At 50.9% G+C, this 2871-nt stretch carries 2 protein-coding genes; both read right to left on the bottom strand.

Annotated features, from left to right (window positions below):
* On the bottom strand, nucleotides 1-2613 hold a 2613-nt coding region (locus tag H6F50_RS01795), incomplete at its 3' end, for a PAS domain S-box protein (protein ID WP_190425639.1).
* Nucleotides 2606-2869 carry a helix-turn-helix transcriptional regulator gene (locus tag H6F50_RS01790; RefSeq protein WP_190425636.1) on the bottom strand — a complete coding sequence of 88 codons (264 nt, stop codon included), beginning with the start codon at nucleotides 2867-2869 and terminating at the stop codon, nucleotides 2606-2608. The genes H6F50_RS01795 and H6F50_RS01790, both read right to left, overlap by 8 nt.
* Between the last annotated feature and the right edge of the window lie 2 nt (nucleotides 2870-2871).

Genomic DNA, 2871 nt, shown 5'->3' with positions numbered 1-2871 from the left:
GATCGCTAGCCCTAATCCCAGCCCACCAAAATTTCGGGTTGTGGTGGCATCAGATTGGCGAAAGTAGTCAAACACATAGGGCAGAAAGTCCGATTCAATTCCCTGCCCAGTGTCGCTGACTGTAATCTGGGCATGAGAGTCAAGGCGCTCCAACCGAATGTTCACCTGTCCACCTGCCGGTGTGAACTTGACCGCATTAGAGAGCAGATTCCAAATCACTTGCTGCAACCGAGCGGAATCTCCCTGAACCAGACCCACATCCAGGTCAAAGCTTGCCTCGACTTGGATTGACTTCGCTTCTGCTGCTAGCCGTACCGTTTCCATCGCCGCCTGAATGATGGAGGCCAGATTGAGCGAACTGATATTCAGGTTGAGCTTGCCTCGGAGAATTCGGGACACATCCAGCAAATCTTCAATCAAGTCTGCTTGTAGTTGGGCATTACGCTCAATTGTCTTTAATGCCAACTGGGTTTTGGCAGCATCTAGCTTGCCGTTCTGCAAGAGTTTTGACCAACCCAAAATGGGATTGAGGGGCGTTCTCAGTTCATGGGACAGCACCGCCAGAAATTCATCTTTGATCCGATTGGCGTTCTCGGCGGCTTCGCGTGCGATTTGTTCTTGCTGTAAGAGCTGTTCTCGTTCAGCCTGGGCGCGTCTAAACTCTTCGATATCTGTGCTAGTGCCAAACCACTGTACAATTTGTCCCTGCTCATCACGAATAGGGATCGCCCGCGAGAGAAACCAACGATAGGTCTGAGTAGCCCAGTGTTTCAAGCGAAATTCAACTTGATAAGGTATTTCTGTGGCAAGCGCAGTCCTCCACATTTCACTCGTCATCTCAAAATCATCGGGATGAATTACTTGAAGCGCATAGTAAATGTCTTGAGTCTGCTCTAGGGTCAGTCCGGTATAAGTAGTCCATTGCTGATTCACATATTGCGTTTTGCCTCCAGCATCGGTTATCCAAACCTGTTGCGGCATCGCGTCCGCGAGCTGGCGAAATTGCGCCTCCCGTTGCCTAATTGTGGCTTCTGCCTGTTTGCGTTCGCTGATGTCGGTAAACACGATTGCCACCTGGTGCATTGCGGCATCGCCGACCCGCGAAATCAAAACGTCAAACCAGCGTGAGAGTGCATCCGATCGCACTTCAGTGCGAATAGACTCACCTGTGTGAATGACTTGTGCGTAGAGGTCATTCCAATATTGTTTCAGTCCCGGTGCGAGTTCGCTTGCTGTTTTGCCTTCTGGGTTGGCAATGCCGGATTGCCGCTCGAATGCGGGATTCGCTTGCAAAATGCGGTGATCAACCGGCTTGCCATCCGCATCGAATAGCACTTCAACGGTGCAAAAGCCTTCGTCGATCGACTCAAACAACCGGCGATAGTGTTCTTCAGATTGGCGCAGGGCGACTTCTGCCTGTTTATGCTCGGTGATATCTACCGCCGTTGCGTAAAGCACCCGTTCTTCTAAGTGGGGCTGCGCTCTCCAGAGCAACCAACGGTAGTCGCCCTCTTTGTGCCGATAGCGGTTTTCAAATGCCAACGTTTCGGAGCCAGATAACACGCTGACGCTTTCCCCGACCGATGCGACAATATCGTCTGGATGCAGAAAATCAGTCCAGGGGCGGGAGGTCATTTCGTCCGGTGTCCAGCCGAGAATGCGCTCAAAGGCGGGGCTGACCCAGTGAAAATACCCGTGGCTGCTCATAATCACTTGCAAATCTGACCCAAGCGCCAGAAAGCGATCGCGTTCCTGCTCAACTTTTTGGCGTTCGGCTTCGATGCGCTTTATCTCGGTAATGTTGGTAAATAAAGCAGCAAACTGATGACTTTGTGGCTCTCCAATGCAAAAGGCGTTGACATTAAACCAACGGTTCATTGCGCTCGCTTGCTGCTCAAAGCGAATGGGTTCCCGGGTTCGCACAAGGCTGCCATAAATCTCAAACCAGTAGGCTTCATGATTGGGAACCAGTTCCCGCATCGTTTTACCACTCGCTTGCTCCAGTCCGGTTAGCCGTTCAAAGGCTGCATTCACTTCCAGATATCGATAGTCAATCGGTTCCTCGTTCTCATCAAACAGCACTTCACAGATGCAGAAGCCCTGGTCGATTGACTCGAACAACGTACGGTATTTTGCTTCCGATTCGCGCACGGCGAGTTCCATCAGCCTGCGCTCCGTGATTTCCCGTGAAATGCACAACAATCGCTCCACTTGCCCATTAGCCTCTCGAATCGGGCTAATTTTGTGATCCCACCATTGGAGTTCGCCGTTGAGTGTTAAACAAGCTCCTTGAAAGGTACAAACCTCACCGTCTCTTGCAAAAGCTATCGCCTCAATTGCCGCTTGCTTTACTGCTCCTTGCCAAAATTCTGCCCAAGACGTGTTGAGGAAGGGGGTTATATCCCGAATGCCCAGCCGCACTTGCCCCGCTTGGCTCATGAATAGAATTCGCCCTTCTAGGTCAAATACTTTGATGCAGTCATCGCTACTGTCGAGGAGCTGCTGATTAAACTCCTGGCTTTGACGCCACGCCGTTTCAGGAATTCCCTGCGAACTTTGAAGTGAATCTTTTTTTGCCAAATCCGAGTCAGAGCTGTGGAGGCTATCATTCATGGGTCTCCTCCTCACTTCCAGAAGTCTTTGAGAAGTATTTGACGAGCAAATCTTTACCTGTATCGCCCATCTGATGCAGCAAGTGTTCAATCTGCTTCAACGCAATCGGCAAGGGCTTAGTCCGCCCATTCTCCCAACGATTAACGCTCTGAAATGAAACCCCTAGCTTCTGTGCAAACTTGGTTTGTGAGAGTTCCAGACGTTGCCGCGTTTCCCGCACGAGAGAGGTTAGGTCGGACTGGTCAATTACAGGCATGA

Source organism: Coleofasciculus sp. FACHB-712, from assembly GCF_014695635.1.
GTDB lineage: Bacteria > Cyanobacteriota > Cyanobacteriia > Cyanobacteriales > FACHB-T130 > FACHB-T130.
This window is presented reverse-complemented; position numbering and strand designations above follow the sequence as displayed.

Bases quoted from the DNA above. Each gene is read 5' to 3' on its own strand.
- H6F50_RS01790 (WP_190425636.1), bottom strand. From the start codon at position 2,869: ATGCCTGTAATTGACCAGTCCGACCTAACCTCTCTCGTGCGGGAAACG.